The organism is Bacillus crepusculi (assembly GCF_014764715.1).
GTDB lineage: Bacteria > Bacillota > Bacilli > Bacillales > Bacillaceae > Bacillus.
In genome coordinates, this window is the sequence record NZ_JACXXE010000001.1 from 545,663 (window position 1) to 568,748 (window position 23,086).

Here is a 23,086-nt window from a genome sequence, read left to right on the forward strand (position 1 = left end):
ACATTGTTAAGGGAGTTCAAGCTTGATCGATTTTTTCGATAGGACGAGATAATACGAAACAAGAAGAACGGCAATACTTAACCAAAATGTAGCATAGCCGATTTCATTCGAATATGCAGACAGCATAGAGTAACGGGGCATCATACCAAATACATAATCAATCACATCGTTATGTAAAATCCATATACCTGCTACAACCAAATGGCGCATACGAAAACGATAATACGGTGCAAATAAAACAGCCTGAACCGCCATGGCAAAGTGTGAAGCGATCAGCATATATCCTTCCCACGGGAAATCCTCAACAGATAAAAGCACAAAGATATTCATGCCTACAGCCCATAACCCATATTTGATCAAGGTCACAAGCGCAAGTGCTTCAAAATAAGGAGCGTTTCGTTTCATCAAAAACGCAAGTAATACAAATAAAAAGAAAAAGCTTGCCGTTGGACTATCTGGAACAAAAGCTAAAAAGATAGCCGGCGTCTCTACGAGCTGCGGGATATACCAGTAGTAGCCATACACAGTGCCAAGAAAATTAACAATGAGCACCAGTAAAAGCATGTAGCGCGTGGCTAGTAGATATTGAATCCATCTCATATGTCTCTTCACTCACGATCTGTTAAAATCAGAAAAAAGCTGACAGCGCCAGCTTTTTCTCTTTTGAGTATATCCTTGTACTTGCATTTAAACAACTGAATTATTTAGATTTAACCTCAGATAAATATTTAGAAAGCTTTTCAAGTTCTTCATCGCTGCCTTTAAAGACGCCCTTAGGCATATTACCTTTTCCTTCTACAGCGATTTTAGCAATTTCCTCAGGCGAAAGACCGTTATCAACAAGTGACGGTCCGGCTGCTCCGCCTTGCATATTATCCCCGTGACAGGAGATACATGTCTGCTCTTGATAAATTTTATACTCTTCCGCTGAGGTGTCAATCTCCGCTTCTTTCTTAATTTCACCTTGTTTCGCTGCTGCTTCCCAATCATGAGTAGCAACAGACTCCCACGTTAAATATGTTGCTGCACCAACTGCAAGGATCATCATCCCCACTGCAACCGGTCGTCTATACGGTCTGCGTTCAGGACCAGAATCAAGAAATGGCGCGAGCAAAAGTGCACCAAACGCAATTCCAGGCATAATCATCGCGCCAACTACAGTATAGCTTCCTGCAGCAAATTCATATTTTAATAACTGGTATAAAAATAGGAAATACCAGTCTGGCAGCGGAATGTAACCAGTATCTGTTGGATCAGCCATCCGCTCAAGCGGAGGTGCATGAACAACAGTTAGGACAAGAAATCCAATTAAAAAAACGGCACCTACAAGCCATTCCTTTAAAAGAAAGTTCGGCCAAAAGGCTTCTGTTTTTCCCGGGTATTCGGAATAGTCTTTAGGTATGTTAGGTTTTCTCTCTGCCGGAATTCTAGAATCTCCGACAAACTTCATCCCTTTTCCCCTATGCAAAGTCATCCCCTCCTCATTGAACATTCATCAAACGCAAATTCTTATAGCGGTCCAGAAATTCCTTGCTTACGAATCATAATAAAGTGGGCAGCCATCAGCCCAAATAATGCCGCTGGCAAGAAAAAGACATGGATAGCGAAAAATCTCGTCAGCGTTTGTGCTCCTACAATGTCAGGATGACCTGCAAGCAGCGTTTTGATCTCTTTTCCAATGAAAGGTGTTGCCTCTGCAATTTGAAGACCAACCTTCGTCGCAAACAGCGCCTTCATATCCCAAGGCAAGAGATAACCTGTAAAACCAAGTCCAAGCATCACAAAGAAAATGAGCACACCAACAATCCAATTTAGCTCTCTAGGCTTTTTATACGCCCCTTGGAAAAAGACCCTTAGCGTATGTAAAAACATCATAACAATAACTAGGCTCGCACCCCAGTGGTGCATCCCTCTGACAATCTGCCCAAATGCCACTTCATTCTGCAAATAATAGACAGATTCCCATGCATTTTTAATGTCTGGCACATAATACATCGTTAAAAACATACCCGAAAGGACTTGAATGACTGTCACAAAAAACGTTAAACCGCCAAAACAATACACAAAAGCGGAGAAATGATGCGCTGGATTGACGTGCTCTGGCACCTCATGATCCGCAATATCTCTCCATATCGGTGTAATGTCTAGCCGCTCATCTACCCAATCGTAAATCTTGTTAAGCATCGTTACCCTTCCCCTTTCGGCACAGCTTTTCCAAGATAGAGGTATCCGTCCTTCACTTGCTGCTTATAATGGTCAAGCGGTGCAAGCGGTGGAGTTCCGGGTACGTTTGTACCATCCTTGTCGTACAGCCCATAGTGACACGGGCAGAAAAATTTGTTTGGATTTTTCGGATCACTGTTCCAGTTCACTGTACATCCCAAATGTTTACAGATTGGCGATAAAGCGACAATTTCATCCCCTTCTTTGTACACCCATGCTGACCTAGATTCCTTTGACTCATACCACGCATCTACTTGATCAATTTTAAAGTCAAAGCGCTTCGGTTCCTTCGTCAGTTCATCTACACTGACAACTTGAACCATATCCTGTTCCTCTGTTCCTTTTAGCACAGGGTCAAGCGCAAAGCGAACCATAGGCATGAGCATTCCAGCGGCCATAAATCCCCCCACGCCGGTCAACGTGTAATTCAAAAATTGACGCCTGGACACTCCATGTCTCTTCTCGCTCATTTTTTTCTCCCCCCCTCAGGTCGTCAGCTACTTTATAACTGAATTAGAAAAAATTTCATAAAACTAGGACACCCTCATAATATATCAATCTATTCACAAGGTCAACAGCCTAAAAAGCTATGTACAATGCAAATGTAAGGGTTTTTATGAAGGGTTCCATTTTTGTAACAAAAAGTTCAAAATTTGTTCTACACTGTCCTGAATGATTTTTTGCTTCAATTCTATCTTTAAGTGCTCTAGTGGAACTGGCTTCAACAGAAATAGTGATTCACTGATTTCTGAAGGCTCTTTCCAGTTGTGGTCAGAAGTGATCAACACGACATGCTGAAAATGCTTCTGTAAGGATTGCTTGACCGCAAACACGTCTTCTTGTTTACGATCATTTACTTCTAAATATGTATGTGATGGAAACAGAAACACCCGCCCTTTCAGCTGCCTTTCAAGTTCCTCTGCCACAAGAATTGTAAATTCACCTAAAGACACAGTTTGTTTGATTTGGCTCGCGTCTATTCCAACTAATGGAATGATAGCGGTATCAATGTAATCTTTAGACTGCAAAAAGCGATCCGCATCCTCCGCCTGAAACTTCATCTATTTCCCCTCTTTCATGACATAAGCCCTGCCTGTCTAGGGCAAGGCTTATTGGTTCAGTTTATCATAATAGGCTTAATTCTTTTGCTAACTTATTAAATGTTTCTTGATCATGACGGTCAAGTGCTTCATCTATTTCTTTCATCAGCCGTTCTTTTTGGAAAGTAGCGATAGAGTGTTCTAGCACTTTCTCAGCGAGATCTTTATCTTTTTCATTTCCAAAAAGCTCCTTTGGAATATGAGGGTTTGTTTCAAGAACAGCTGCATATTCCGGCGAACGATAAGCAGAACGGAAATTCAATTGAATAAACAAATCTTGCTGTTTATTCAAACGAATATCATGAAATGACTTTTCAGCATCTGTCGTCATGATGTTTTCTTTATAAAATCTAAAGGGAACTTCATCCACACAGTGTGTTGACATAATAATTCCCCTTGGGCAAAATTCTGCTTGCTCTACAAAATGAACCTTTTCCATCAAAGAGTCGTGGCTCATTAAATAATTTAATATCCAAACACACTCTCTTCGTTTTAACTGATAATGGTTTAAGAACCACCGGATAAATTCCTTTTTTTCATTGACAGAAACAGGGGTCTGCATGTTATTCCCTCCTCTATCGTAAATTAAATTGCTATACATGAATTATTCAACAAACCAGTTCTTCATTCCTGCAAACTATAAGGAAATTTCGTCTTCAATTCTTAAAATCGTTTCTTCAATTTCTTCATTCGTGCCATCTTTCTGAAGAACTTTACGTAATAACGGCAATGCTTCTTTTTGTCTGCCTTCTTCTAAAAGGAACGAAGCATATTCATATAAAAAGTCACGTTCCTCATCAAAATCAGGCAGAGCAAGCTTGAAGTACTCGGCTGCTTCCTTGTATTCCTCTCGTCCAACAGATGCAGATGCAGCATACCAATTCCATTTAGGATCATCTTCCCCAAAGCTTTTAACCTCTTTAATGACATCCAGTATTTCATCAAAAAGCTCTTCATTTAGATAGATCGCAAGCAAGGTTTGAACCGCTTCGATATACCCTGGATCAAGCGCAAGTGCTTCTTGAAGCAGCTTTTTCGCATCTTCTGAATCACCATTTTTCAAATCAATCTTTGCACCATATAAGTATAATTCTTTGTTATACTCATCAACTTTAATACCCTCTTTTACTACCTCTAAAGCCTCGTGATATAGTCCTTCTTCCTCATAACTTTTCGCTAAAGGCATATATAGTGATGAATAAGATGGATCAATATCTTTTAGTTCTGAAAGCTGCTGAATGGCTGTTTTTGTTCTGCCAGCTCTCATCGCCGTAAATCCATAGCCAAAGAGTGTATTCGGGTCTGCTTGATCTTTTACTGCCTTTTCGTACCATTCAAGCGCATCCTCAAATTCCCCAGCTGTGCTAAGCGATTCAGCAAGCCGCTGGTATACATTGACGCCGCCAACCTCATGTTGTTGATCTGCAACTTTGTAGAAATAGTCAGCTGCTTTCTTTGAAAGACCTTGAGAAAAATACAATTCACCTAATGCAAAATCAATGATGGCTTCATTCGGAAGTAGTTCTTTCGCTTTTAAAAGCTTTTGTTCACTGACTTCAAATAGTCCTTGCATTTGATACAAATCTGCCATTAACAATAAACTCTCTGGATACGCATCGTCATCTTCAGGGATCGTTTCTAATACAGCAATTGCCTTCTCTTCTTCATCTGAATCAATTAATAGCTCTGCATAAAAACACGTTAATCCGGTTTCCTCTGGATATAATTCATGTAAATCGCTGATGAGGTTCCGCGCTTTGTCAATATCTCCCCAGTCATAATATAACTGAGCTGCCTGTGCTTTATCTTCATCGTGCAAATGCTTTTCTGCTCGAGCAAGTGTTTGAAGTCCTTTTTCAGTCTCACCTGCCTCAACTAATTTTATGGCTTCTTGTAATGAACTATTCAAATCAAACCGTTCCTTTCTGTTTCTAAAAACCTAAACTGTTGTTACTCCATATCATAATCGACAGCCACTCATCCAGCAAATATGTTGCCCTTTTAAAATGAACCCATTTTAGTGTTTTAAAGACTCTTTTTCAATTAATCCTTTACGAAACTGACGATTTGTAAACTACAGGCACTCGAAAATCATTTTTTATCGGACAAAATGATTTTTTTCAAGGTTTCACCTTGAGACAAGCTATGCTATATTACTTTCAAATATGCAAAAGGAAAGAAAAAGCCTGAGGACATCCTCAGACTGTTTTCGTTAAGTATTCAATGTGTTCAAAGAAATTCGGGTAAGATACACGCACAGCATCTGTATCTTCAATCTCGACTGCTTGTTCTGTGATACATGCAGCAATACCTAACATCATACCGATTCGGTGATCTCCATAGCTTGAGACAACGGCGCCACCTTTAAGCGTGGTTTTACCATGAATTTTCATTCCATCATCCGTTGCTTCAATATTGGCACCTAATTTTTTAAGTTCAGAAACCACTGTATCAATTCGATTGGTTTCTTTTACTTTTAACTCAGCAGCATCTTTAATGATCGTCGTTCCTTCCGCTTGGGTAGCAAGAAGCGCAATAATCGGAATTTCGTCGATGAGTCTTGAGATGATATCACCAGAAATTTCAATTCCTTTTAATGAAGAAGTAGTAATCGTTAAATCACCATATGCTTCTCCGCCTTTGGCATCCACTTCATTGATGTCAAGGTTCGCACCCATTTGTTTCAGCACATCAATTATACCCGTTCTTGTTTTATTTAGGCCGACATTTTTTAGTACAATCCGGCTGTTAGGAACGATAGATCCAGCTACAAGGAAAAACGCAGCTGAAGAGATGTCCCCAGGGACAAATATATCTGTCGCTTTTAACGTTTGGCCACCTTTTATTGAAACACTTTGTGCATCTTCATGAAGTGACACGCCAAACATGGAGAGCATTCTTTCTGTATGGTCTCTTGATTTATGTGGTTCAGTTAATGTCGTCGTTCCCTCTGCTTGAAGTCCAGCTAAAAGGACAGCCGACTTAATTTGTGCACTTGCAACTGGAGACTCATAAGAGATGGCTTTTAAATTGCCGCCACGAATAGACAGTGGCGTATACTCGCCGTTTGCCCTGCCGTCTATTTTGGCCCCTAGTTGTTTAAGTGGACCCGTCACCCGTTTCATTGGTCTTTTGGCAATGCTCTCGTCACCGATCAGTGTACTGTGAAACTCACAACCAGCTAAGATCCCCATCATTAAACGAATGGTTGTGCCAGAATTACCAACATCGAGGATGTCAGCCGGCTCCTTAAGCTCTTTTAGTCCCTTGCCATGAATGACAACATCTGTCCCTTGTTGTTCGATTTCAACGCCCATCTTTCTAAAGCAATCAATCGTACTTAAACAATCGGCACCAGGAAGAAAGTTTTTCACGACCGTTGTTCCTTCAGCAATTGCACCAAACATCACTGATCTATGAGAAATGGATTTATCGCCTGGAATATGAATTTCTCCGTTCATAGGAGCATTTATATGAATTTTCATGTTTGTCACCTCAGTCAGCATAAAATGTATCGTAATTCGCTCTATTTTTTATACAGGTTTCTGCACGCTTGCGATCATCATCTGTTTGAAAACTAATACGTAATATCCCGTTAATGTCTTCTCGTGTTTCAATAATGCGGATATTCGTAATACTGATGTTTTCACTTGCTAAATGTCCTGTAATCTCCGAAATGACCCCAGGGTGATCCGGAACATCGACATAAAGATCATAAAAAGCAGGAATCGCTCCTTTTTTCCTTAGAGGAAGACCGTCGCGGTATTCCTTTGCATCTTGAAAATAAGAGAACAATCCCTCAGCGTCTTCTTGCTGCACAAAGGACTCGATGCGGTCGATCTCTTTTTTCCATTCATGGAACCGATCTAAAATCTTATTTTTATTGTGCAGGAGAATATCTCGCCACATTGCAGGATTACTTGATGCAATACGCGTAATATCACGAAAGCCTCCAGCAGCAAATCGTTTCACAAGAGGAAATTGTTCTTCAAAATGATGCGCTTGATGCACAAGACTCGCTGCAACAATATGAGGAAAATGACTAATAACACTTGTCACAGCGTCATGCTCTTCTGGAGTCATCTCAATAAAATGAGCATTTGTCCCTTTTAGCAAATCCTTCAAGCGATCAACAGCCTGGCGATTCGTTGCCTTTGCTGGTGTTAAAATGTAGAATGCATTTTCAAATAAAAAGTCTTTCGCTGCAATGACACCTGACTTATGTGAGCCTGCCATTGGATGTCCACCAATAAATTGGTAGTGGTCAGGCAGCGTTTTTTCAGCAAAATGGACGACCTTTTGCTTTGTGCTACCAACATCAGTAATCGTGAGCTCTCTTTCAATCCCAGATGCTGCAATATCATTTAGCATCTTGACTGTTTGTTGGACTGGCGTTGCCAATATAATGGTGGCTGATTCATGTAAACCTGCCATTAATGAATCGGCTGTTGCATCAATGATACCCAGCTTTGTTGCAGCAATCATTTGCTCATTGGAAACATCGTAGCCTACAATTTTTTTATGAGGATACTCTTTTTTAATCGACAGTGCAATAGAACCACCAATTAAACCAAGTCCAGCGATTAATATTGTTTCGTTTGCATCATTCATGTTCATCACCTGATTTTTCGCGAAAATTAAACAAGCCATTTCAAAAGCTTATATGTATATTGGGTTGGTACAATGAAAGCCATATCCTATGCAGAATATGACTTCCTTGTTATGCTACACACGAATGCCTTGTAATAAATCGGCCAGTGTACTTAGAATTTCTTCATTTTGCTCCTTTGTTCCCACAGTAATACGTAAAGAAGTTGGGAAACCAAGTGCTTGACCAGAACGAACAATATATCCTTTTTTCAGTAGTGCTTGAAACAGTTCGTCTGCATCTCTTTTAAAATCAATAAGGACAAAGTTTGTTTGAGACGGATAGATAAATAGTCCAAAACGGTCAGCAAATGCTTGATATTGCATAAGACCTGCCTCATTTTTTTGTCTGCATGATTGAATGAAGTCTTGATCTTTTATCGCTGCACGTGCAGCTGCCTGAGCGATACGACTAGTATTAAATGGCTCTCTCGCTGGTTCAATAGCAGTAACCAGTTCCTCAGACGCAATCCCATAGCCTACTCGAAGTGCCGCAAGCCCATAGGCTTTAGAAAATGTACGAAGTACGATGATATTTTGATAGGAGTTTAATAAAGATAAACTGTTCGGGAAGTCTTCCGCCCGAACGTATTCAACATACGCTTCATCTAGAACGACAAGCACGTGAGCTGGTACTTGATCTAAAAACGCCACAAGTTCTGCTTCTGCTATATGATTCCCAGTTGGGTTATTGGGATTACACACCCACAAGACCCTCGTTTTTTCATCAATTGCATCCAGCATCCCCTGAAGATCGTGAGCTCCTCCCTCTAAAAGAGGTACTTCTCGAATCTCAGCTTGTTCAATCACTGCATTGTGACGGTACTGCGGAAAAGATGGCGATGGGATGACAGTATTTGTATGTTGGTCAAGGAATGCTCTAGCAATAATTTGCACAAGTTCATCTGAGCCATTCCCGAATATTAATTGTTTTTCATTCACCTGAAGAAACTCGGCCAGCTCTGTTCTTAAACTCGCGCTGTATCCATCTGGATAAATCGCTAAATGTTCGAGCTCGGCTTGTATCGCCTCTCTTGCATGTGTGGAACATCCAAAGGGGTTTTCATTTGAAGCCAATTTCACAATTTTGTCTAATTGATATTCTTTTTTGACCTCTTCAATTGGTTTCCCAGGTTGATACGGTTTTAGTTGTTTTAATTGATCTTTGATTTGCAAAATGTTTCACCTCATTTGAATGAATAGAGGGGACTAAATGTTTTTGCATATGTTTCAAATTCTCTTAAAGCATCCTGACGTGTATCACTTGCTAATAATTGTTCTTGAAGCTCTTCAATTTTTTTCACAAGTGCACTGCCTACAACGACACCATCACTCAATTTATTCATTGAGTCGACCTGCTCTCTTGTTGAAATGCCAAAACCTACCGCAACCGGTATGTGACTCAGCTGTTTCACTTGTTGAATAAAATCAGTAATTGATGCGTCAAAAGATTGCCTGACACCTGTTACACCAAGAGATGAAACACAATACACAAAACCTTCTGCCTGCTCTACGATTTTTTTTAATCGTTCCTTGCTTGTCGGTGCAACGAGCGAAATATATGAAATGTCATGTGTTTGACAATTCTTTTGCAGCTCGCTACTCTCTTCAAACGGCAAGTCGGGTGTTAAGAGTCCCGATATATGATTTTTGCGCAGTAAAGCGAAAAAGTATTCTGTGTCTAATTGTAACACAGGATTATAATACGTAAATAGAATTACAGGAATTTTTACACCGCTTTTTTTCATCTTCCCTGCTAATTCTATCGCTTTTACAATATTCATGCCATGATTTAGCGCTCTTTTGGAGGCTCTTTGAATGACAGGACCGTCCGCAAGTGGATCAGAATAAGGAACACCTAGTTCAATCGCATGTGCACCAGCTGCTTGAAGAGCGATGGCTAAATCAATGGTGATGTCTTCTGACGGATCTCCAGCCGTGATAAATGGAATGAATAATTTCTCATCTTGCTCTAATTGAAATGTGATCATTTTGTTTTGCCCTCACTTTCAAGCACATTCATTAATGTATGCACATCCTTATCTCCTCTTCCTGACAGGCAGACAAGGACAATCTCGTCTTCCCTCATATTCCGGCTTATTTCAAACGCTTTGGCTAAAGCATGTGCTGATTCAATTGCTGGCAGGATTCCTTCCTTTTCTGTCAGTAGCTTTAGTGCATCTAGTGCTTCTTGGTCTGTGGCACTAACATATTGAACGCGGCCGCTTGCATGTAAATAGGCGTGCTCTGGTCCGATCCCTGGATAGTCTAATCCAGCGGAAATAGAATACGGCTCCATAATTTGGCCAAATTCGTCCTGGATCAGATATGTCAAAGATCCATGAATCACACCTTTTGTTCCTTTTGTGATGGTCGCTGCATGAAGAGGGGTATCTATTCCTTTTCCTGCCGCTTCTACACCAATGATATCTACCTCTTCATCTAAGAACGCTCTGTACATTCCAATGGCATTACTCCCACCGCCTACGCAGGCAATAACCTTATGAGGGAGCTGACCTTCTTTTTCAAGTATTTGCGCTTTTGCCTCATCACCGATCATCCGCTGAAATTCACTGACGATTTGAGGATACGGATGAGGGCCAACGACAGATCCAATCATATAAAAATGATCGCTGCAGTGCTGGACCCAATAGCGGATGGCTTCGTTGGTTGCATCTTTTAATGTGCCGTTCCCGCTTGTGACAGGTATGACCTCAGCGCCGAGCAGCTTCATTCGGAAAACATTGAGTGACTGTCTTTCCACGTCTTCTTTTCCCATAAACACCGTACAGGATAAGCCAAATTTTGCGGCCACCGTAGCAGCAGCTACTCCATGCTGACCGGCTCCTGTTTCAGCGATAATGTTTGATTTTCCCATTTTTTTCGCTAGGAGGGCCTGGCCAAGTGCATTGTTGATTTTATGAGCGCCTGTGTGGTTTAAATCTTCTCTTTTTAAATAGATTTTTGCGCCGCCGAGGTAAGCTGATAATTGGTCAGCGTATGTGAGCGCAGTCGGTCTGCCTGAATAATTTTGCAGAAGCGATATATACTCCTTTTGAAAAGCAGGGTCTTCTTTTAATTCACGAAATGCTTGTTCGATTTCTTCTAGTGGCTGCATGAGCGTTTCCGGGACAAATTTCCCTCCGAATTCTCCATATCTGCCAATCTCATTTGGATATGCGTACATCGTTTAACATCCTTTCTTCGAGCGCTTTGATCTTTGCACTGCTTTTCTTCCCGTTTTCTTCTACTCCGCTTGAAAGGTCGATCGCTTCTGGACCATAGGCAAGCAGCTCTGACACCGTTTCTGGCGTTATTCCGCCTGCAACGGCGCATATTTTTCCTAATCGTTTTGCATGCTGAACGTAGACAGGCACTGCCTCCCATGCAAAAGCTTTTCCAGAACCGCCTCTCATTCCTTTTACTTTCGAATCAATGAGAAAGCCATCGACAAAGGGAGCAAATGCCGTCATTTTTTCGAGCGTTTCTTTTAAATTAGGCTCATGGTGAAATACTTTCCAAACGATTGCCCCTGTTTGTTGTTTTATTTCTTTTGCATATTCCTCTGTTTCATCTCCATGAAGCTGGACGATATTTAAAGGAATGTGCTTTGTGATGTCGCACACTTTTTGTACCTTTTCATTCACAAATACACCGGCGATATCTTTGTCGCACTTTGTTTGGGTAAGCCAGTAGTTGACGTCATCTGGATGAACTTGTCTTTTACTTGGAGCAAAGATAAATCCGATGGCGTCCGCTTGAGATTGCGCGATGCATTCGACATCCTCTTTTGTGACAGCTCCGCAATATTTTAAATAAGGCTTCGTCATGGTCATTCTCCAAATAATGTCTGAACGGCTTTTTCCTGTGATTGTTCTCTCATTAATGATTCTCCTACAAGGACAGCACTCGCTCCATGTTTTTTCACAAAGGTTAGATCTTCAAATGTCTGAATACCGCTTTCACTCACTAGTAACACATCCTTTGGCACAAGTGGCGCCATCTCTTTTGTTTGCTCGACTGTTGTTGTAAATGTATTTAAATTCCGGTTGTTCACTCCAATGATTTCAGGAGTGAACAAGTTCAAAATCTTTTCCAGTGTATCGGCGGCATGAACTTCAACGAGGACATCAAGCCCCTTTTCTTTTGCTTCCGCATAGAGCTCGTGCAGCTTTTGCGGTTCAAGGACTTCTCCAATTAATAAAATTGCATCTGCTCCTATACGTCTTGACTCTTCTATCTGAATGGAGTCAATGATAAAATCTTTTCTTAAAATAGGACGCGCGACGTGTTCTTTAATCAAGGAAAGATACTCGTTCTTCCCTTGGAAAAACGGTTCATCCGTTAAGACAGATAAGCAATCTGCGTTTGATTTTTCGTATGCTTTTGCTGTTTGCAAAGGATCAAAATTCGGCTGAATGATTCCTTTAGAAGGAGACGCTTTTTTCACCTCAGCAATAAGTCCAATCGAGCGTTGAGGGTTCATCAGGGCTTCTTTAAATGATCGTCTTTCATATTGTCCATCAGCAGGTAATTGCAACGTTTGAATATGTTCTTTTTTGCGAGCGATGATTTGTTTAAGCATAGATCTCTTCCTCTTTCTTTTTTTGTTTTAAACGGGCTAATTGTTGTTTGGCTGCGCCGCTTTTAATCGTCTCTAACGCTTTTAATGTTCCTGCCATCAGGCTTTCTGCCTTTCCTGCAACATAAAGAGCTGCTCCAGCATTGAGGGCGGTAATATGAAGCGGCGCTCCTTCTGTTTGATGATTCAATATATTCTGAATCAATTTGGCACTCTCTTCCGGTGACTGGACTTGAATATCTGATAAGCGCCCTTTTTCCAGTCCAAAGTCTTCCGGGTTTAGTGTATATTCTGTGATGACATTTTTCCTGAGTTCAATGACATATGAATTTGCTGTAATCGTTAATTCATCCAGCCCATCTTCTCCGCAAACAAACAGGACATGTTCTGGCTCTAAAGGTGCAAGGGCTTTTGCCATTAATTTTGCCTTTTCCTTTGAATACACACCGATGATTTGCTTTTTGGCTTGCATCGGATGGCAAAGCGGACCTAATAGATTGAATACCGTCCGAAATCCGAGCTGCTTGCGGACTGCTGCTACTTGTTTCATAGATGAATGATAGAGTGGTGCAAATAAAAAGCCCATGTTTTTCTCTTGTATTTGTCGTCTAGTTTCTTCTGGTGTGGACTGAATTTGGATCCCAAGACATTCTAGCACGTCGGCACTTCCGCTTTTAGAAGAGACAGAACGATTTCCGTGTTTGGCAATTTTGGCACCAGCGGCGGATGCTACAATGGCGGCGGCAGTTGATATATTAAATGTTGATAACCCATCGCCCCCTGTACCGCACGTATCAACGACATCAAGCGACCCTTCCACTTGTGCTGCGTTTTGCCTCATTGCTTTCACGAAGCCAGTCATCTCTTCAGAGGTTTCTCCTCTAAGTGCTAAAATGGATAGACTGGCAGCGACTTCAGCATCTGTTAAAGAACCGCTCATCATATCATTCATGAGTCTGTTCGCTTCATTTTCTGATAGAAATCCTCCATTAACAAGAGCTGATAGTCGTTGGTTCATCTTGCACACTCTCCTTTTCTGAGAAAATATGTTCAGCGAGCTGAATGGCTTTCAGAAGCGCCCCTGCCTTGTTACATGTCTCTTCCCATTCGTTTTCAGGAACAGAATCAGCGACAATACCAGCACCCGCTTGTATAGATGCGGTCTGATTTTTAACGCTCATGGTGCGAATTGTAATACAGGAGTCGATATTGCCGTCGAACCCAATATAAGCGATACAGCCGCCATACGTCTCTCTTGGCTCAGGCTCCATTTCATTTAATAATTGCATTGCCCTAATTTTCGGTGCACCTGTTAATGTGCCTGCTGGAAAAGCGGACATGAGTGCATCGACTGGATGCGTATCTTGCTTCAATTTTCCTGTCACAATGGAGATAATGTGCATGACATGTGAAAAGTTCACTACTTTTGTAAACGTCGGGACGGATACACTGCCGTATTCTGCCACGCGGCCCACATCATTTCTGGCAAGGTCTACTAACATATAATGCTCTGCTTTTTCTTTTTCATCATCTAGCAGCTCTCTTGCTAGCGCAGCATCCTCTTCCTTTGTCGTTCCTCGTTTTCTTGTGCCTGCGATTGGATGAATTTCTAGATGCCCGTTTTTGGCATGGATTAATCGTTCTGGCGAGCTGCCGACTAAATCGCGGTCTTTTAATTTCATAAAATACATATAGGGAGATGGATTCACAATCCGAAGCACGCGGTACAATTCAAATGAGCTCACTGACACAGGGATATCAAAGCGCTGCGAAAGGACTCCTTGAAAAATATCCCCCGCTCTAATGTACTCTTTGATTTTTTCTACGTCCTTTAAAAATTTTGCTTTTTCATATGTTGACGTCACTTGTTCAAAGGACGGTGGTTCGTTCATATTCTCTGATAAAATCAGCTCTTTCATATCAGTCTTCATGTGAAGCTTATGAATCAGATGCTTCAGCAGCTGTTGATTTTCTTTGTAAGCTCTTATTTTTTCGTCTTCTGTTTCATGTCCGGTCAGCTGGGTGTATTGAATAAAATGAACGTGATTTGTTTTATGGTCAAAAGCAATCATCGTTTGACAGACAAATAATGTGCAATGGTCTGCAGGCGAGGCGTTCCGATGCGGCCTGACAGAAGGTTCAATGCTTGGGATGAGATCATAGCTTAAGTACCCAACAGCGCCGCCTGTAAACGGAATATCAACATCTGGTGTCTTGATTTGATATTGCTCTTTCATCCAGTCTAATAAGTCTTTCAGCTCTTGCTTTTGCATCACTTCCTGCCCCGCAGCGTCACGTGCAATATATTCGTCTTTGTCGTCATGCAAGGTTAGGAACGGGTTTAATCCGATAAAGGAATATCTCGACCAGCTAGAAGATTCGTCTTTACTTTCTAGTAAATACACAATATCTTGTTTGAGTTTTTCAACAATTTGAATCGGTGAGAGCGTATCAACTGTAATGGTTTCAACAATCGGGATTGTTTTGTAGGACGCACTGTCCTTTAAAAATTGGGTAAGGTTTGATTGGGATTTCATAAGCACACTCCTTAAATGGGTTTAAGGAGAATGAGGGGACATATAGAGGGTTTGTATGAGTATACGAAATAAGCCTAAAAGAGGTTGCTCTTTTAGGCAGTATGATTAAATAGAAGTATCGTATCTCTGCTCAACTCTACTCATCTCAACTACCCTAGTCTCATTCTCATCTTCTCTAAGCTTGCAATGCCGTTTACACCTGTGTGTAAACTTCGGCTGTTCATATCGTATTATAATTCCTTGTTTTTTGTCAACTGTAAATCAGGGCGAAGCGTCACAGCTTCTTCCAAGTATACATGCTGTATGTCTTCTTGCTTTGTCTCTGTCTGGACGGTCATTAAGACGCGAATGCAATGCTTTAGACCGCTATGAATGTCCAGCTCCTGCATACAAGTAACAGGCACATAAGTCCAGCCCTCAAACTGCCGAAGTGCTTTCGCTGGAAAAACGGAGTGAATATCTTGTGTAGCTGAAATTAAGATCTGCACGACACGTTCTGGATCTACTTCATTTTTTGAAATGATGGCTTCTAGCAGCTGTTTCGTTTTGTTTAACACTTCTTCTTCTGTATCTTCTGTCACAGTTGTAGCCCCACGTATCCCGCGAAACATCATAGACATCCCTCCTCCCGTTTCCATTCTTCAAGCCAGTCGTGTAGCTCATCTTTTGTGAAAGACTGCAAGGTAACGTCACCAACCTGTTTCAATAAAACAAATTGCACACTGCCACCTCTTGCCTTTTTGTCACCGATCATACGGTCAACAAGTGTCTTTGTTGAAATATGTTGCGTAACTTGTACCGGGAATCCTAGTTCCTTCATCCACTCTTTTAGCTCCATGCGATTGAGGCGGAGTCCTAATTGCTTTTCACTTACATATAAAGCAAACTGCATACCAATTGCAATCGCATCTCCATGAGTGATCGCACCGTATCCATACTCTGCTTCAATGGCATGCCCAAGTGTATGACCTAAATTCAAATATGCACGCACGCCTTGTTCTTTTTCGTCTTCTTGTACAATCGACGCTTTGACCTGAATCCCTTGATACAGCATATGCGCCAGCTCGCCCTTTGATAATTCCGTCAAAGAACGAATGGACATCAGTTCAGATAAAAAGTCTTCACTTGAAATCAGCGCATGTTTGATGACCTCAGCAAAGCCAGATCTTAGCTCAATTTGAGAAAGTGTCTCAAGCATACTAGTATCATAGATCACAGCTTTCGGCTGATGAAACGCACCTATTAAATTTTTGCCGAGCGGATGATTGATCCCTGTTTTTCCGCCGACTGCACTGTCATGTGCCAGTAAAGTAGTTGGAACTTGAATAAAATCAATGCCTCTCATATAAGTAGCAGCAATAAAGCCAGCTAAGTCGCCAATCACGCCTCCTCCTAGCGCAATGATGCAGGAGGAGCGATCGAGCTGAAATTGAATGGCTTTCGTATGAATATGCTCAAACTGTGCAAAAGATTTCGATTGTTCTCCGTTTGGCACCACCACTTTTTGCACAGACCACTTCTGTTCAAGTAATCGCACCATTTCATCACCATAAATGGCATCAACGGCTGTATCTGTGACGATCATGAGTTTGGTAAAGGAATGCCCAGTGGAAGTCATCAAGTCTACGATATTGCGTTTAATCCCATCACCGATATATACAGGATAAGTGGCTGAAGACGTCTTCACTTCCAGTGTTTTCATTAAAACTCCCTCTGAAGCTGGTGCATTTTTTCAACATTTTCTTTAATGCGGTCGATTTGATCAAGACCAAACTGCTCAACGACTGCATTGGCAATTTCCCATGCCACGACTGCTTCTGCAACAACACTTGCAGCAGGAACAGCACAGCTATCAGAGCGCTCAATACTTGCAGAGAAAGGCTCTTTCGTTTCAATATCAACGCTTTGAAGCGGCTTGTAAAGAGTCGGGATTGGCTTCATGACGCCTCTTACGACAATCGGCATGCCAGTTGACATTCCGCCTTCAAGGCCGCCTAAGCGATTTGTTTTTCTCGTATAGCCTTTTTCTTCATCCCAGATGATTTCATCATGGACCTCACTGCCATTTTTAGAAGCTGCCTCAAAGCCAATACCGAATTCTACCCCTTTAAAAGCGTTGATGCTAAGGACAGCGCCCGCGAGCTTGCTGTCTAATTTGCGGTCATAATGAACATAGCTGCCGACTCCAACTGGCATACCTTCAACAATCACTTCGACAATGCCGCCAATCGAATCGCCATTTTTCTTCGCTTCGTCGATGGCATCCATCATTTTTTGACCTGCTTCACTGTCATAGCAGCGAACTGGTGATTCTTCTGTTACCTTTTGCAAATCTTCAATAGACTCATATGCAGTATGAGCAGCTTTCACTCCGCCAATTTCAAGAACGTGACCAGCTACCTTGATACCGAGATGAGCTAAGATTTGTTTGGCTACGGCTCCTGCTGCCACGCGAACAGTTGTCTCGCGTGCGGATGAACGCTCTAACACGTTTCTCATATCACGGTGGCCATATTTAATCGCACCATTTAAATCCGCATGTCCTGGTCTTGGACGGGAGATTTGTCGCTTCATTTCACTCTCTTCTTCTTCCGTGATCGGCTCTGCTCCCATGACCTTTGTCCAGTGCTTCCAGTCATTGTTTTCAACAACAAGTGTAATAGGAGAACCTAATGTTTTCCCGTGGCGAACACCACTTAACACTTTCGCTTGGTCTTTTTCAATCTGCATTCTTCTTCCGCGGCCATGACCTTTCTGTCTTCTAGCCAATTCATAATTAATGTCATCCTGCTCTATGTAAAGTCCCGCTGGAACTCCTTCAATAATTGTGGTCAGTTGTGGACCATGTGATTCACCTGCTGTTAAGTACCTCATGACTCATTCTCCCTTCATCGCATTAACGCTTTTAAGTAAAACTATGATAACACACTTGTAACTAAAAAGTCAGCTACATACCCTTCTTTTGATAAAAGAAAGTATCAGCAGATGTCAGGCCAAACTTTTCCGGGTGAAAAATTTGTTCTGTGGAACCAACAAATAACACACCATTTTGCTTTAAACTGCTGCTCATTCTCAAGTAAATTTCTTCCTTCGCCTCTTCTGTAAAATAAATAAGTACATTTCGGCAGACGATGAGATCAAGCTGTTTTTCATATGGATCTGCTAAAAGGTTGTGCTTCTTAAATTGAATGTGCTTTCGAATCTCATCTTTCACAGTATAAAATGAAGCATCTTCTTTTGTGAAATATTTTTGTTTGATCTGATCTGGCACCTCCTGCAAAGAGCGTTCATGATATCTCCCTTTTTGAGCTGATTGCAAGACTTTATCATCAATGTCAGTTGCAATAATTTGGAAGTCTTTCACAAGAGGATGGCTTGACAGCAACATCGAAAGGGTATACGGTTCTTCTCCTGTCGAGCATGCTGCACTCCATATCTTTAAGTTCCCACTGTTTTTTAAAAGAAGCGGGAGAATTTTTTGCTCAAGTACTTCCCAGCGCTGATAGTTTCGGTAAAATTCTGACACATTAATGGTCATTCTGTCCATTGTTTCATCTAACAGCACTCTATCCTTTTCAAGAGCAGACGCGAATGCTTCAAAATCCTTATATCCTTTTTTATCATAAAGAGATGTTAATCTTCGTTTCATTTGTGCTTCTTTATAGAGATTTAGATCAACCCCGGTTAGTTTTTTCCATTTTTCTACAAATACTTGATATTGATCCATCAATGTCCTCTCCTGTCTCATCTATCTTTGTCCTAGTATAGCTGTTTTTATCAAAAATTTGTATCATCTCAGGCGAAATTTCGTATAGATTGCCCATATAAAAAAGCCAAAGTGCTCAAATGATGAGCACCTTGGCTTGAATCTTAATAAACCCAGCTTGAGATGGTTTGATCCCAGTTTGTGAGTTCTTCTTGTTTAAAGAATAAGCTGATTTCTCTCTCAGCACTTTCTGGTGAGTCTGAACCATGGATAATATTTTTCCCAACGGTTAATCCATAGTCTCCTCTTATTGTGCCTGGAAGCGCTTCCTTCGGATTGGTTTTGCCGATGATCTGCCTTGTCACGTCTACTACCTGTTCACCTTGCCATACCATAGCAAATACAGGTCCTGACGTAATAAAGTCCACCAATTCCCCGAAAAATGGTTTTTCTTTATGTTCTCCGTAATGTGTTTCTGCTACTTCTTTTGGAATACTCATGAGCTTTGCACCAACTAGCTGAAGCCCTTTTTTTTCGAATCTTGACACAATTTCACCGATTAATTGTCTTTCCACACCATCAGGTTTGACCATAAGAAATGTTTTGTCCATATACGTTTTCCACCCCGTCGTTATGTATGTATAGGCTTACATTGTTACAAAGTGATCGTATCACTTTTTTTTATAATAATCAATTTTTGACAAAAAATTTCACAAAAAAACCAATCAACTGACGTTGATTAGAATTTTCGTTTCCCAATATATTTGGCAATGGAGGCTAACGACGTTTTCGCTCGTCCACGCGGAAGCTTGTCTAGCTGTTCAAATGCTTTTTTCAAATACATTTCACTCACTCGAATCGAGCGGTCGATCGCATCTGTTTGTTTGAGACTTTCAATCACAGGCTTCAGCTGCTTTTCGGTCGTTTCGCTATTAATTAGCTTCAATTGTCCTTCTAGTGTCGGATTCTTTAATGCATATAAGACTGGAAGTGTGACATTCCCTTGTAAAAGGTCGCCACCAACAGGCTTACCTAGCTCTTCTTCAGTCGATGTAAAGTCAAGAACATCATCTATGATCTGGTAAGACATGCCGACATAGTAGCCAAACCAGTAAAGGGCTTTATGTGTTTTTTCATCTGTGCCTGCTGCAATGGCACCTAATTGACAGCTGCCTGCAATGAGCAGGGCGGTTTTTCTTTTGATTCTTCTTAAATATGTACGAAGATTTTGATCCATATTGTATTTATCTTTTACTTGCTCTATTTCACCAAGACAGAGCTCAACAACCATTTTTGATAAAATTTCATGTGCCATTGGGTGATTGATCTTGGTCATGTACTCAAGCGATCTTGCAAACAAGTAATCCCCTGTGTACATGGCTATTCTATTGTCCCATTTTGCCTTAATCGTTGGCTTGCCTCTTCTCAGCTCTGCATCATCAATGACATCATCATGAACAAGCGATGCCATATGAATTAATTCCAGGGCAACAGCAACATATTTAATTTTATTAATGTCATAATCGCCAAACATGCCTGACAGGAGAACAAAAACGGGGCGGATTCGTTTTCCGCCCGCTTGCAGCAAATGAAGACCTGCTTCACTTAATAATGCATAATCAGAGCGAACTGTTTGTTCAAGCTCTTTTTCAATTATATCGATATCATGATTTAAAAAAGAAATCATTGCTTTTAGTTTCATTATCTTCACCCAAATATCGTTTATTCAAAGCTTTTTTCCGATATGTGTTGCTGCTACACCGCCTGTAAATGGATGATACGAGACATCAGACAACCCTGCCTCTTCGAAAAGAGCCGCCAGCTCTTTCATGCCAGGGAACGTTTTGGCTGATTCTTGAAGCCATGAATACTCCTGATAGCTTTTGGCAAACAGTTTACCAAAGAGCGGCATCACGTATTTGAAATAGACATAGTAGCCTTGTTTAAAGCCAATCATCTCAGGCTGTGATGTCTCAAGGCAGACAACCATTCCACCAGGCTTCACTACTCTTGTCATTTCCTTTAGCACCGTTAAATAATCAGGGACATTTCTAAGTCCAAAACCGATGGTGACATAATCAAATGAGTTATCTTCAAAAGGGAGCTCCATCGCATTGCCGTGAAGCAATTCAATCTGTTTGTAGCCCCCAGTTTTCACCTTCGTTTCTCCAACACTCAGCATGTTTTTACTGAAATCAAGGCCTTTGACTTCGCCTTTCTCTCCTACAGCATCAGCAAGCGCGATTGTCCAATCGGCTGTTCCGCAGCATACATCTAATGCTTTGGCTCCTTTTTGAACATTCATGAGCTTCATTGTTTTATCGCGCCATTTTTTATGCTGTTTAAAGCTGATGACAGAGTTCATTTGATCATAGTTTTTATAAATTTTTTCAAATACACCGTGTACTCGCTGTTCTTTTGATTGCTGCATGACTTACCCTTCTTCCACTTTCTGATGGTACGCAGGCTCATTTTTCATATGATCCAAGCGATTTAACAGCTCTTTTTGAACGACCGGAGATGAAACAAGATACTGTTTGATCGGTCGTTTGGCCTTTTCATAGCCTTCATTCTCAAAGTTGTCAAAACATGTATAGGCGTCCGTATAGCTATCGTTCAAAAAAAGTTTTAAATGTTTGTCGTCTTCTGCTTGTTTCATAAAACGCTTATAAACAAGGAAACGACTTGCAATCTCATTCCAATGCGTTAATTGAAAATGCTCAGAAACCCTTTGGAATAGCGCAGACTCCACTGTAGCTACACTTTTGTAAAAGTGCGCTGCATCTTGAATGGATCGATCATACAGTCTAATTTTATGTTCATTAATCTCTTTAATCGCCGTAGCGAGCGTGCGGATCATGTAAATGTCTTTCATGTCAGAGAGAAGAGAATAATAGAGACCGCTGAAATAGTCTCCTGCTAGGATGGTCAGCTGACGATTTTTGAATTCGTCTTGCTTGATGGCTGCAGCAGTTGTGACTTCGTCATGGGTATCAAGGGCAATTTGCACAAGCATCGCCGTTAGAATATAATTTTCTTTTTTCTCTGCATCAATTTGAGCTTCATCAAACATAGCATGAAAAAGAAGGAGCTTATCTTCATCGATGAGTGGCGCACGCAAATGCTTTGCCAAATAAGGATGAGAAAGCTTTTTATTTAATTTTATATTTAGATCAGATAAAATTCCGTAGATGTCTTGCAAAGATATCACCCTTGTCCCAAAAATTACAGTTTCATATGTAGCGTTGCACATTGTATAGAGGTTTATTATACCATATGAGCTCTCACTTTTATGCTATCAAGTGCATACTCGTGCTTTATTTCTTTGCTTCGCTTTGAATTTCACCGAAGCTTGTTTGAATGACAGCATCGCCTCTTACTTTGATGGCTGACGTATGCTCAGTAAATTGTGCAATAATGACTTCACCTTTATCGAGTTTTTCGGAGTGGTGAAATCTTGTATCAGAGCCTCTAGTTAAGCCGATGACGTTTACGCCATTATCAATGGCTTTAATCACCACAAAATCAGATGCTTTTTTTTCACTCAATCTGTTCACCTTCCATCTATTGATTAGTCGTTTTTAATAAAGGAAAGCACTTCTGCTCTTGCTGCCGCATCATTTGCAAATGTGCCGCGCACTGCTGATGTCACCGTTTTAGCGCCTGGCTTTTTCACTCCACGCATCGTCATACACATATGTTCTGCTTCAACGACAATCATCACGCCATGTGGATCTAGCGTTTCCACCATACTATCTGCAATGGTTGATGTAATGCGTTCCTGAAGCTGCGGTCGCTTTGCAACGGCCTCTACAGCTCTTGCAAGCTTACTAAGTCCCGTTACTTTCCCGCCGCGCGGAATATAAGCAACATGGGCTTTCCCGTAGAAAGGCACAAGGTGGTGTTCACACATTGAATGGAAAGCAATATCTTTTACAAGAACGAGTTCTTCATGATCCTCACCAAAAATGGTTTTAAAATGCTCTTTTGGATCTTCATTTAATCCCGAGAACACTTCTTCATACATTTTTGCCACTCGTTTTGGGGTATCAAGAAGTCCTTCACGATCCGGATCTTCTCCGATTGCTTTTAATATATCGCGTACAGCGTGTTCAATTAGTTCTTTATTTATTTCACTCATGTATTATATCCTCCAAAGGCGTTTACATTTCAATCAGATTCTAGCACACTTCAGATCCTAAAAGCAAAGGAGAGCGTTCTAAACGAACCTTTTGATTCAAAAGGAAAAGCCCCTTATCGAAGGGGCTTTTCTAGACCAGTGTGAAACTGT

At 41.1% G+C, this 23,086-nt stretch carries 26 protein-coding genes; all 26 read right to left on the bottom strand.

The features are described 5' to 3' along the window. Positions 1-6 precede the first annotated feature (6 nt). The 26 genes from lhaT to folE all read right to left on the bottom strand — a co-directional run bounded on the left by lhaT (position 7) and on the right by folE (position 22,936). Complete coding sequence (gene lhaT, locus IEE86_RS02725) at positions 7-600, bottom strand: lipoprotein heptaprenylglyceryl N-acetyltransferase LhaT (RefSeq protein WP_191095833.1); 594 nt, start codon at positions 598-600, stop codon at positions 7-9. A gap of 100 nt (positions 601-700) precedes the next feature. After that, complete coding sequence (locus IEE86_RS02730) at positions 701-1,468, bottom strand: menaquinol-cytochrome c reductase cytochrome b/c subunit (RefSeq protein ID WP_191095834.1); 768 nt, start codon at positions 1,466-1,468, stop codon at positions 701-703. Between the two features lie 41 nt (positions 1,469-1,509). After that, the gene (qcrB, locus tag IEE86_RS02735) at positions 1,510-2,184 is read right to left on the bottom strand and encodes a menaquinol-cytochrome c reductase cytochrome b subunit (protein ID WP_003215804.1); all 675 of its coding nucleotides are present in this window, start codon (positions 2,182-2,184) and stop codon (positions 1,510-1,512) included. 2 nt (positions 2,185-2,186) lie between these two features. After that, positions 2,187-2,693, bottom strand: a complete 507-nt coding sequence (locus tag IEE86_RS02740) for a ubiquinol-cytochrome c reductase iron-sulfur subunit (protein WP_191095835.1) — start codon at positions 2,691-2,693, stop codon at positions 2,187-2,189. A 144-nt stretch (positions 2,694-2,837) separates the two neighbouring features. Next, complete coding sequence (locus IEE86_RS02745; protein WP_191095836.1) at positions 2,838-3,284, bottom strand: YpiF family protein; 447 nt, start codon at positions 3,282-3,284, stop codon at positions 2,838-2,840. Between the two features lie 64 nt (positions 3,285-3,348). Beyond that, the gene (locus tag IEE86_RS02750; protein ID WP_191095837.1) at positions 3,349-3,885 is read right to left on the bottom strand and encodes a ReoY family proteolytic degradation factor; all 537 of its coding nucleotides are present in this window, start codon (positions 3,883-3,885) and stop codon (positions 3,349-3,351) included. 75 nt (positions 3,886-3,960) lie between these two features. Beyond that, positions 3,961-5,232 carry a tetratricopeptide repeat protein gene (locus IEE86_RS02755; protein ID WP_191095838.1) on the bottom strand — a complete coding sequence of 424 codons (1,272 nt, stop codon included), beginning with the start codon at positions 5,230-5,232 and terminating at the stop codon, positions 3,961-3,963. 289 nt (positions 5,233-5,521) lie between these two features. Beyond that, on the bottom strand, positions 5,522-6,808 hold the full coding sequence (gene aroA / locus IEE86_RS02760; RefSeq protein WP_191095839.1) for a 3-phosphoshikimate 1-carboxyvinyltransferase: 1,287 nt from the start codon (positions 6,806-6,808) through the stop codon (positions 5,522-5,524). 10 nt (positions 6,809-6,818) lie between these two features. Continuing rightward, entirely contained in the window at positions 6,819-7,934 is a 1,116-nt protein-coding gene (locus IEE86_RS02765) for a prephenate dehydrogenase (protein ID WP_191095840.1), read from the bottom strand. Positions 7,935-8,048: 114 nt separating this feature from the next. Beyond that, positions 8,049-9,146, bottom strand: a complete 1,098-nt coding sequence (gene hisC / locus IEE86_RS02770; protein WP_191095841.1) for a histidinol-phosphate transaminase — start codon at positions 9,144-9,146, stop codon at positions 8,049-8,051. A gap of 11 nt (positions 9,147-9,157) precedes the next feature. Beyond that, entirely contained in the window at positions 9,158-9,961 is an 804-nt protein-coding gene (gene trpA, locus IEE86_RS02775; protein WP_191095842.1) for a tryptophan synthase subunit alpha, read from the bottom strand. Beyond that, a complete protein-coding gene (gene trpB, locus IEE86_RS02780) occupies positions 9,958-11,157 on the bottom strand; it encodes a tryptophan synthase subunit beta (protein WP_191095843.1) in 1,200 nt (399 codons plus the stop codon). Before trpB ends, trpA begins: the two co-directional genes overlap by 4 nt. After that, positions 11,138-11,806: a phosphoribosylanthranilate isomerase gene (locus tag IEE86_RS02785; protein ID WP_191095844.1), complete on the bottom strand. Its 669-nt coding sequence runs from the start codon at positions 11,804-11,806 to the stop codon at positions 11,138-11,140. Before IEE86_RS02785 ends, trpB begins: the two co-directional genes overlap by 20 nt. After that, entirely contained in the window at positions 11,803-12,555 is a 753-nt protein-coding gene (gene trpC / locus IEE86_RS02790; RefSeq protein WP_191095845.1) for an indole-3-glycerol phosphate synthase TrpC, read from the bottom strand. Before trpC ends, IEE86_RS02785 begins: the two co-directional genes overlap by 4 nt. Then, positions 12,548-13,570 (bottom strand): anthranilate phosphoribosyltransferase, encoded by a 1,023-nt coding sequence (gene trpD / locus IEE86_RS02795; protein WP_191095846.1) that lies wholly within the window; start codon positions 13,568-13,570, stop codon positions 12,548-12,550. Before trpD ends, trpC begins: the two co-directional genes overlap by 8 nt. Next, entirely contained in the window at positions 13,542-15,089 is a 1,548-nt protein-coding gene (gene trpE / locus IEE86_RS02800; protein ID WP_191095847.1) for an anthranilate synthase component I, read from the bottom strand. Before trpE ends, trpD begins: the two co-directional genes overlap by 29 nt. 230 nt (positions 15,090-15,319) lie before the next feature. Then, positions 15,320-15,703, bottom strand: a complete 384-nt coding sequence (gene aroH, locus IEE86_RS02805) for a chorismate mutase (protein ID WP_191095848.1) — start codon at positions 15,701-15,703, stop codon at positions 15,320-15,322. After that, a complete protein-coding gene (aroB, locus tag IEE86_RS02810; protein WP_191095849.1) occupies positions 15,700-16,791 on the bottom strand; it encodes a 3-dehydroquinate synthase in 1,092 nt (363 codons plus the stop codon). The genes aroH and aroB overlap by 4 nt, the downstream gene beginning before the upstream one ends. Further along, positions 16,791-17,963, bottom strand: a complete 1,173-nt coding sequence (gene aroC, locus IEE86_RS02815; protein WP_191095850.1) for a chorismate synthase — start codon at positions 17,961-17,963, stop codon at positions 16,791-16,793. The genes aroB and aroC overlap by 1 nt, the downstream gene beginning before the upstream one ends. A gap of 73 nt (positions 17,964-18,036) precedes the next feature. Further along, complete coding sequence (locus IEE86_RS02820; protein ID WP_191095851.1) at positions 18,037-18,816, bottom strand: CheR family methyltransferase; 780 nt, start codon at positions 18,814-18,816, stop codon at positions 18,037-18,039. A gap of 143 nt (positions 18,817-18,959) precedes the next feature. After that, complete coding sequence (gene ndk / locus IEE86_RS02825; protein ID WP_191095852.1) at positions 18,960-19,406, bottom strand: nucleoside-diphosphate kinase; 447 nt, start codon at positions 19,404-19,406, stop codon at positions 18,960-18,962. A gap of 128 nt (positions 19,407-19,534) precedes the next feature. Further along, complete coding sequence (hepT, locus tag IEE86_RS02830; protein ID WP_034318902.1) at positions 19,535-20,497, bottom strand: heptaprenyl diphosphate synthase component II; 963 nt, start codon at positions 20,495-20,497, stop codon at positions 19,535-19,537. A gap of 24 nt (positions 20,498-20,521) precedes the next feature. Continuing rightward, positions 20,522-21,226: a demethylmenaquinone methyltransferase gene (locus tag IEE86_RS02835; RefSeq protein WP_191095853.1), complete on the bottom strand. Its 705-nt coding sequence runs from the start codon at positions 21,224-21,226 to the stop codon at positions 20,522-20,524. 3 nt (positions 21,227-21,229) lie between these two features. Then, entirely contained in the window at positions 21,230-21,997 is a 768-nt protein-coding gene (locus IEE86_RS02840; protein ID WP_191095854.1) for a heptaprenyl diphosphate synthase component 1, read from the bottom strand. A gap of 115 nt (positions 21,998-22,112) precedes the next feature. Further along, positions 22,113-22,343 (bottom strand): trp RNA-binding attenuation protein MtrB, encoded by a 231-nt coding sequence (gene mtrB / locus IEE86_RS02845; protein ID WP_034318894.1) that lies wholly within the window; start codon positions 22,341-22,343, stop codon positions 22,113-22,115. A 23-nt stretch (positions 22,344-22,366) separates the two neighbouring features. Next, positions 22,367-22,936 (bottom strand): GTP cyclohydrolase I FolE, encoded by a 570-nt coding sequence (gene folE / locus IEE86_RS02850; RefSeq protein ID WP_117730829.1) that lies wholly within the window; start codon positions 22,934-22,936, stop codon positions 22,367-22,369. Positions 22,937-23,086: the final 150 nt, after the last annotated feature.